The sequence below is a fragment of the Stenotrophomonas sp. STEN014 genome (assembly GCF_056760315.1).
On sequence record NZ_JBRREN010000002.1, the window covers coordinates 501,442 to 509,334 of the forward strand.

General features: G+C 68.3%; 7 protein-coding genes. 2 read left to right on the forward strand and 5 right to left on the reverse strand.

Going from position 1 to position 7,893, the window contains the following annotated elements; all coding sequences use genetic code 11:
- Positions 1-30: 30 nt before the first annotated feature.
- Complete coding sequence (locus tag ACVOMC_RS05015) at positions 31-2,895, forward strand: S8 family serine peptidase (protein WP_481523048.1); 2,865 nt, start codon at positions 31-33, stop codon at positions 2,893-2,895.
- A 69-nt stretch (positions 2,896-2,964) separates the two neighbouring features.
- On the opposite strand, the gene ACVOMC_RS05020 is transcribed toward ACVOMC_RS05015, so the two are convergent.
- The 5 genes from ACVOMC_RS05020 to ACVOMC_RS05040 all read right to left on the reverse strand — a co-directional run bounded on the left by ACVOMC_RS05020 (position 2,965) and on the right by ACVOMC_RS05040 (position 6,319).
- Positions 2,965-4,062, reverse strand: a complete 1,098-nt coding sequence (locus ACVOMC_RS05020; RefSeq protein ID WP_481523049.1) for a Glu/Leu/Phe/Val dehydrogenase dimerization domain-containing protein — start codon at positions 4,060-4,062, stop codon at positions 2,965-2,967.
- A 194-nt stretch (positions 4,063-4,256) separates the two neighbouring features.
- Positions 4,257-4,661, reverse strand: coding sequence for a hypothetical protein (locus ACVOMC_RS05025; protein ID WP_054657520.1), 405 nt, complete (start codon positions 4,659-4,661; stop codon positions 4,257-4,259).
- Between the two features lie 12 nt (positions 4,662-4,673).
- Positions 4,674-5,141, reverse strand: coding sequence for a roadblock/LC7 domain-containing protein (locus tag ACVOMC_RS05030; protein WP_481523050.1), 468 nt, complete (start codon positions 5,139-5,141; stop codon positions 4,674-4,676).
- Positions 5,138-5,665, reverse strand: a complete 528-nt coding sequence (locus ACVOMC_RS05035) for a GTP-binding protein (RefSeq protein WP_481523051.1) — start codon at positions 5,663-5,665, stop codon at positions 5,138-5,140. Before ACVOMC_RS05035 ends, ACVOMC_RS05030 begins: the two co-directional genes overlap by 4 nt.
- 3 nt (positions 5,666-5,668) lie before the next feature.
- On the reverse strand, positions 5,669-6,319 hold the full coding sequence (locus ACVOMC_RS05040; protein WP_481523052.1) for a MarR family transcriptional regulator: 651 nt from the start codon (positions 6,317-6,319) through the stop codon (positions 5,669-5,671).
- A 208-nt stretch (positions 6,320-6,527) separates the two neighbouring features.
- Here ACVOMC_RS05040 and ACVOMC_RS05045 point away from each other — a divergent pair.
- Positions 6,528-7,893 (forward strand): cobalamin-dependent protein (locus tag ACVOMC_RS05045; protein ID WP_481523053.1); only part of this gene is annotated, 1,366 nt, incomplete at its 3' end.

A 7,893-nucleotide genomic window follows, 5' to 3' on the forward strand; every position in this document is an offset into this window, starting at 1 on the left:
ATAGCAACCAACTGGGGAGTGGGGCTGGGAATGAACAGCAAGGTGTGGGGACGCAATGTGTTGGCCAGCGCGCTGGCGTTGGTGCTGGGCGCCTGCGGAGGGGGCGGTGGAACCAAGCCCACGCCGCCGGTATCGCCGCCGCCTAGCGCGCCACCGCCGACAACCCCGCCACCGACAACTCCGCCACCGCCCACACCTCCTGCGCCGCCACCGCCCACGCCGCAACCGGCGATGGATGCGCATCTGGCCCTGACCAATGCCAAGGCCGCGCAGGCGATGGGGCTGACCGGTGCCGGCTACCGGATCGGCGTGATCGATTCGGGGGTGATGCGCAACCACCCGACGCTGGCCGGGCGCGTGGTCGCCAACTATTTCTATCTGGACCCGGCCAAGAACAACGCCAATATCGACGACGTGGTCGGGCATGGCACCACGGTGGCGCAGCTGGCCGCCGGTGCGGCGGCCGGACAGTGGCCCGGGGGTATCGCACCGGGCGCGCAGATCGTGTCGGCGCGGATCATCGCCGACAAGGCGCCGGTCGATGACGGCTCCGGCCAGGGGAACGAGGTCACCGGCGCGCTGGGGCTGGCGCCGATCCACGACGACCTGATCCGCGCCGGCGCGCGCATCATGAACAACTCCTGGGGCGGGCTGTACTGGACCCGCACTTCCGCCACCGCGCCGATCGCCGCCGAGTACCGGCCCTTCATCACCAGCAATGACGGTCTGGTGGTGTTCGCCACCGGCAACGAATCGCGGCCCAATCCTTCCGACATGGCGGCGCTGCCGAGCAAGGCCGGCACCAATGGCACGCTGCCGGCGGCCGACCTGGAGCGCGGCTGGCTGGCGGTGGCGGCGGTGGATACGGCCAATCCGGACAAGCTGGCTTACTACTCCAACGCCTGCGGCGTGGCGAAGAGCTACTGTCTGGTGGCGCCGGGCACCGCGCTGTTCATCGGCCACCAAAGCACCGCCGGCAACCTGCAGTACTTCTACGGCAGCGGCACCTCGTATGCGGCGCCGCTGGTGTCCGGGGCGGCGGCGCTGGTGTGGCAGGCCTTCCCGTATTTCAACAACGATCTGGTGCGGCAGACCCTGCTGGGCACCGCCACCGACCTGGGCGAGGCCGGGCCGGACGCGGTGTTCGGCTATGGCCTGTTGAACGTGGGCAAGGCGGTCAATGGCCCGGGCAAGTTCGACTGGGGCGATGTCACCGTCAACCTGGCCGGCAGCTCGACCTGGAGCAACCCCATCACCGGCAGCGGTGGCCTGGTCAAACGCGGTAGCGGCACCCTGGTGCTGGGGCACGCGGGTCTGCCTCTGGATTACACCGGCACCACCCGCGTCCAGCAGGGCACGCTGGCGGTGGCCGGCGATCTGCGCGCCTCCGACGTCATCGTCGAGAACAGCGGTCGCCTGGCCGGCACCGCATGGCTGGGGAAGAACCTGAGCAACGCCGGCATCGTGGAAATCGACAGCGCCGGTGCGGCGCAGGGCGGTATCCGCATCGAAGGCGATTACACCCAGCAGGCCGGCGGCCGGCTGGACCTGACCGTCGGCTATGGCCAGCTGCTGGTCAAGGGCCAGGCCACGCTGCAGGGCGGCGGCCTGCACGTGCTCGGGGTGCGTAGTGGTTATGTGCATCAGGCGCGCGAGTACGTGCTGACCGCCGATGGCGGACTGAGCGGCACCTTCGATGCACTGACCTCCGCACCGGGCGTGCTGCTGACCGCCGTGCCGGGCTACAGCGCGAACCAGGCATGGCTGGATATCAGCCGGCTGGATGTCACCGCCGCGGCCTTGTCGATGCGCAGCATCACCCCGCAGGCGCTGGGCGCGGCCGTGCGCGTGGAATCGGCCTTCCGGCAGATCGATGCCCAGCAGGGGCGCGGGACCGGGCCGATCGCCGACGGGGTCATCCGTGGCGCCGGCGCGATCCAGCGCAGTCCCAGCGAGCAGGCCGCCGCGGCCACGCTGCGCAGCCTCTCCGGCGAAGCCCATGCCACCGCCACGGCGATGACTTTCGACAGCATCGACATGAACCGTCGCGCGCTGTCGGCGCAGTTCGACGAGCAGGCCGGCGCTGCGGCAACCGGCGGGGCGTGGATGCGCTCGCTCGGCAATGGCGGGCAGGGCGGTTATCTGGGCAGCGACTACAGCGTCGGTGGCTGGATGCTGGGGCGCGAGGCGTCACTGGGCGGCAACGCGGTGCTGGGCTTCGCCTTCGGTGAAACCCGCGCCAACACCACCGCCGGCATCGCGCAGGACCGCAGCCGTGACCGCCAGACCCAGAGCCAGCTCTATGCCGGCTGGCACCACGACAGCGCCTATGTGCTGGGCCAGGCCGGCTTCGGCCAGTACCAGCGCGAACTGGACCGCGGCCTGCTGCTCGGTGGCGAACGCGCCGGCGTGCAGGCCCGCTATGGCGGCCGCTTCCTGTCCGGCAGCGTCGAGGCCGGCTACCGCTTCGGCCACGGCGCGGCCACGCTGATCCCCTATCTGGGGGCCGAATACACCCGCATCGACAGCGATGCCTTCCACGAGCAGGGCGGCTACGGGTTCGGCCTGCGCGCCAATGACTGGAGTAGCCAACGCACGCAGGCCCTGGCCGGGCTGCGCGGCCAGTACCAGTGGCGTGGATTGGCACTCAATGGCTACGCCGAATGGCAGCAGGCGGTGTCGAGCGAGGGCCTGAGCCTGCGCACCGGCTTTACCGGGGTCGATGCCTGGGCGCCGCTGGACGGCCTGCAGCCGGCGCGCTCGGGCGGCCTGTTCGGGGTGTCGGTGGACACCTGGCTGACGCGCAACGCCCGGCTGTCGTGGGGCTATGACCAGCGCTTCGGCCCGCGCGGCGACAACCGGCAGCTGTCATTGCGCCTGCAGCAGGCGTTCTGAGGTTGCTGTAACGGGCAACAAAAAAGGCGGGCGATCTCTCGCCCGCCTTTTTCCGTATCAGCCCACGCTCTACTCGCCGCGCAGGCGGTTCATGCGTGGCGTCGTCCGGCCCATCGGCATCTTCAGCTTGCCGATGGCCTCGATCCGGGCTTCGGCGATCCGGTCGGCCGCGCGCTGTGGCGAGATGCCCTCGCGCTCGGACTGGTCGAAGATCTTGCCCAGGTTGTGATAGATGCTGCGGATCTGCCGCATCGCCCGCTCGCGGTTGTAACCGTCGATCTCCAGCGCCACGTTCATCACGCCGCCGGCATTGACCGCGTAGTCCGGCGCCCACAGCACGCCACGCTTGAACAGTTCATCGCCCACCGCATGGCTGGCCAGCTGGTTGTTGGCGGTGCCGCAGATCACCTTGGCCTTGAGCCGGTCCAGCGTCTCCAAGCCGATGCCACCTTCCATCGCGCACGGCGCGAACACGTCGGCAGCCACGTCGTAGATCGCATCGGGCTTGACCGCCTCGCAGCCGTATTCGGTCACCGCGCGCTGCACCAGCACCGGGTCCAGGTCGGTCACGTAGAGCTTGGCGCCGCGCTCGCGCAGCAGCTTCACCAGCTCCATGCCGATATGGCCCAGGCCCTGCACCGCGATGCTGACCTTGCCCACTTCCTCATGGCCGAACTTGCGGTTGAGCGAGGCCATCAGCGCCTGCAGCGCGCCGTAGGCAGTGAACGGGGCCGGGTCGCCGGAGCCGCCATGGGCCTGATGCACACCGGTCACGAAACCGGTTTCCAGGTAGATGTTCTCCATGTCGTTGACGTCGGTGCCCACGTCCTCGGCGGTGATGTAACGCCCGCCCAGCGCCTCGACCTGGCGGCCGAACGCGCGCAACAGCACCTCGCTCTTGTCGACCTTGGGGTCGCCGATGATCACCGCCTTGCCGCCGCCCACATTCAAGCCGGCCAGCGCGTTCTTGTAGGTCATCGTGCGGCTGAGTCGCAGCACATCACGCAGCGCATCGTCGGAGCTGGCGTAGGGACGCATGCGCACCCCACCCAGTGCCGGGCCGAGCGTGGTGTTGTGGATCGCGATGATGGCCTTCAGGCCGGCGTCGCGGTTGTGGCAGAACACGACCTGTTCGTGGCCAGAGGTCTCGAGGGTTTCGAAAAGCATGGAAGCTCCGATTGCGCTACTGCGGCAACGTCCGTGATCGTGCAGCCAAATGGCGGTCCATAAAACAAAAATGCGACGTCGTCGGGGTGAGTGACTTGGTCGCGGGCGCCATTCTAAAGCATTCCCTCCGAAGCGATGTCTACGGGCCTCCTTGGAGGCCGCCCCGGCCGCGGTGGCCGGGGCGGCCTGTCCCCTCAGGGGCAGTAACGCGACAGCTCCGGCAGGCCGGCGCGCAGCGTGGCCCAGCCCATGCCCAGATTGGTACGCCGCCCGGTGATCAGCATCGCCAGCATGTGCTTCTTTTCCGGCAGCACGCTCATGAAGTGATAGGTGCGTTCGGTGGACATCTGGATCTCCTGGATCATCCGCATCGATTCGTCGCCGCGATGCTGGGAAATCATGTCTTCCACCACCCGCACGTTGCGGCCGCGGAACATCTCCACCGAGGCGGCGGCCACTGCGTCCAGATAGGCCTCGGTGAGATGGGTGGCGCGGTTGTGGATACCCAGCAGCAGACCGGATTCCAGGTCGATCAGGGCACAGGCCAAACCGTCGTCCACTTTTTCGAGGATGGTCTGGCAGGTCTGGGAGAGGCTCATCGGGTGACTTCCTTAGGCAAGAGGGAGGGAAACGCGTGGGGTGGGGGAGTGCGATTGCGCGGCGACGACCGCCAGCTGTTCGGCCAGCTGTTTGGAATGGTTGAACAGCAGGCCCAGGCTGCTGCCGCGCGTGCCGATGGTGGTCAGCGCCCAGCCGCCTTGCGGCGCGCCCACGCGCAGGATCACGGTCATCCCCAGCTCGCAGTCGATCAGGCTGTTGCGGCAGGTGCCGTGGCCCAGTTCGCGGGCGCAGGCTTCTGACAGCGCCAGCATCGAACCGCCGATGGCGGCAATGCGCGAGGGCTCGAACTCGATGCGGCTGGCCACGGCGATCAGGCGGCCATCGGCCGTGGCCACCAGGGCCGCGCGCACGTCGCAGGGGCCGTCCAGGAATTCCTGCAACAGCTGCTGGCAGGCGGCGGTGGGCAGGGCGGGGGCGGAGAACGCAGGGCGGGAGGAGGCAGGAGGAAGCAGTGTCATGACAGCAGGGCCTGGGATTCGATGCGGGCCACCAGCACGCGCAGCAACGACTGCACCTGCGTGGGCACGCGGGTATCCACGGCCAGCACCGGGGCGTCGATCCCGCAGGCGGCCAGCGGGGGGATGAAACGGGCGGGCGGATGGGCACCGGGCAGATCGCCATGAGTGATGCCCACCACCAGTTCGGCATGGGAAAGATGTTCGCCGCAGCGCTGCAGCAACCACTGCACCCGCTCGCTGTCGGGCGCATCGCGCGCGTCCAGCAGCAACAGCACGCCCAGCGTGCCCGGCGCCAGCACCGGCCACAGGAACTCGAACCGTTGCTGCCCCGGCACGCCGTACAGGCCCAGGCGCAGGTCCTCGCCCAGCCTGGTCTCGCCGAAATCCAGCGCCACCGTGGTCTGCCGGTCCTCCTCGGAGGAAGGCACATCGGTGCACAGCGGGGCGATGTCGCTGACCGCGGCGATGGCCGTGGTCTTGCCGGCGCCGGGCGCGCCGACGAACAGGAATTTGTGATGGTGCATGGCTTACAGACCGAAGCGGCGGCGCAGCAGCGAGATCAGGCCGCGGTCACGCGGCGGCGGTGCCGCAGGAACCGGTGCGATCACCGGGGTGGCGGCCTCGCGCAACAGCAGCCCGTCCGCGTCCAGCCGCTGCACGATCGCGGTCACGCGGCTGGCCGACAGGTCCAGCATGTTCGCGATCTCCGCGCACGACAGCGCACGGCGTGACAGCACCGACAGCAGACGCAGTTCTTCGGGGTGGTCCATGCCGCGCTCCAGCGCCGGCCATTCGATCAGCCGGTACCGGCAGCTGCCGGCCGCGACGGCGGGCGCCACGATGGCGGGCGTCACCGGGGCCTGGCTGGAGAACGCATTGAGCGCGGTCAGCAATCCATTCAGTCGCAGCGGCTTGGGCAGCTGCCAGAACACGCCCGTGGCGGTGTCCTCGCCCAGGGTGATCACGCAACCACCGCGTTGCCCGGCCAGCAGCTGCCCCAGCTGCTGCTGGCCGGCGCTGCACCCGGTATCGACCAGATAGGCGTCGGCGTCGCCGCCGGCCAGGGTTTCCCAGCGGCGCTGCAGGCGCGGTTCCAGAATCTGCAACAGCATCCGCACCAGTTGCTGGTGATAGTCATCCAGTGAGGCCAATTGCAGTGTTGCCGTCGAACGTGACATGCGATGCCTCCTCCCCAGAAGGCAGATGTTTTGCAATGGCGATAGTTATCACGCGCTCTGAGGGCCGGAAATCGGGGAACCCCCGGTGCCCGCGCGTGGCGCGGTGTGCGGCAGCAATCCCGGAAAAGGTCACGCTGCGCTGCAACCTGACCTCTCGCGCCCCCGGTTCTATGATCGGTTTCATCAGAAACAGGATGTCGTACGGCCCATGAGTACTCCCGCCCCCCACGTTCCGCAGGCCCAGCCCCCCATGCTCGATCCGGGCCGCACCCCCCTGCGCTTTGTCACCGCCGCCAGCCTGTTCGATGGCCACGATGCGGCCATCAACATCATGCGCCGGCTGATCCAGGCGCAGGGCGCGGAGGTCATCCACCTGGGCCACAACCGCAGTGTCGAGGACGTGGTACGCGCCGCGCTGCAGGAAGACGCCGACGCCATCGCGCTGTCGTCCTATCAGGGCGGCCACGTGGAGTACTTCAAGTACATGGTGGACATGCTGCGCGAGCGCGGCGCCGGCCACATCAAGGTGTTCGGCGGCGGTGGCGGCACCATCACCCCGGAAGAGATCCGCGAGCTGCAGGCCTATGGCGTGGAGCGCATCTACCACCCCAACGACGGCATGAAGATGGGGCTGGTGGAGATGATCGAGGATGTGGTCGCCCGTGCCGGCACCGCACGTGATGCCCACGCCCGTGATGCGGTGGACGACGCTCCGGCCAGCGGTGACGAGATCGGCATCGGCCGCGTGCTCTCGCAGCTGGAAGACGGCAACTACAGCGATGCCGAGCTGGCACACCTGCGCAAGCAGTGGCAGCTGGCCGCCGGCAAGACCCCGGTCATCGGCATCACCGGCACCGGCGGCGCCGGCAAGTCCTCGGTCACCGATGAACTGCTCAACCGCTTCCTGGCCAACTTCCCGGCCATGCGCATCGCCGTGATCTCGGTCGATCCCACCCGTCGCCGCACCGGCGGCGCGTTGCTGGGTGACCGCATCCGCATGAACTCGCTGCGCAGCCCGCGCGTGTACATGCGCTCGATGGCCACCCGCCGCCAGCACGCGGCCATCAACACCGTGCTGCGCGACTGCATCGGTTTCCTGAAGTCGCTGCACTTCGATCTGGTCATCGTCGAAACCGCCGGCATCGGCCAGAGCGATTCGGAGATCGTCGATCTGGTCGACTTCCCGATGTACGTGATGACCAGCGATTTCGGCGCGCCCAGCCAGCTGGAAAAGATCGACATGCTCGATTACGCCGAGCTGGTGGTGCTCAACAAGTACGACAAGCGTGGCGCCGAAGATGCTTTGCGTGATGTGCGCAAGCAGTGGAAGCGTAACCGTGTCGCCTTCCAGATGAAGGATGAAGACGTACCGGTCTATCCCACCATCGCCAGCCAGTTCAACGATCCGGGCATCAGCTGGATGTTCGCCAACCTGTGCCGGCTGTTGAACGAGAAGAAAAACCGGGGTGGGCGGGGCGGTTGGGCGAAAAACCCCGCGGAGCCCCGGTTTTTTTGGGCCCGCGGCCCCCCCCGGCTGGGGACCCCCGCCCCCCGGCGGGGTTTCGCCCCCCCCG